The following is a 352-nucleotide window of genomic DNA, read 5'->3' on the forward strand; positions in this document are numbered from 1 at the left end:
GATTTGGGCGGGATTTTTGAAATCCATGTTGATAAGGAGCTGGTCTGGGAACGCAAACGGGACGGCGGCTTTCCTGATGTGAAAGAGCTGAAGACCCGCGTGCGCGACCGGATTGACCCGGGCAAGGATCTGGGTCATCTCGACCGGCCGGTACCTTGAAACCGGACGTCATTTTTCGCCTTCGGCGAGGAGTGAGCAGCGTCCCGGAATTGGTCCGGGGGACCAATTCAGCTGGGAACGGGCGGAGCCCAAAATGACACATGAACCAATCCTTCGGCAATTGGGCTCCGCCCGTTCAGGGCTAAAACTGTCCCCCGGACAGTTTTCTAGACGCCCTTCACTCCCCGCCGGA

Annotated in this window: 1 protein-coding gene; it reads left to right on the forward strand. The window is 58.5% G+C overall.

What is annotated here, in order from left to right:
* Positions 1-159, forward strand: a 159-nt coding sequence (locus RA19_RS25150) for a SelT/SelW/SelH family protein (RefSeq protein ID WP_039168575.1), incomplete at its 5' end; no start/stop codon positions are given.
* Positions 160-352 lie beyond the last annotated feature (193 nt).

Source organism: Leisingera sp. ANG-M1 (assembly GCF_000813745.1).
Lineage (GTDB): Bacteria > Pseudomonadota > Alphaproteobacteria > Rhodobacterales > Rhodobacteraceae > Leisingera.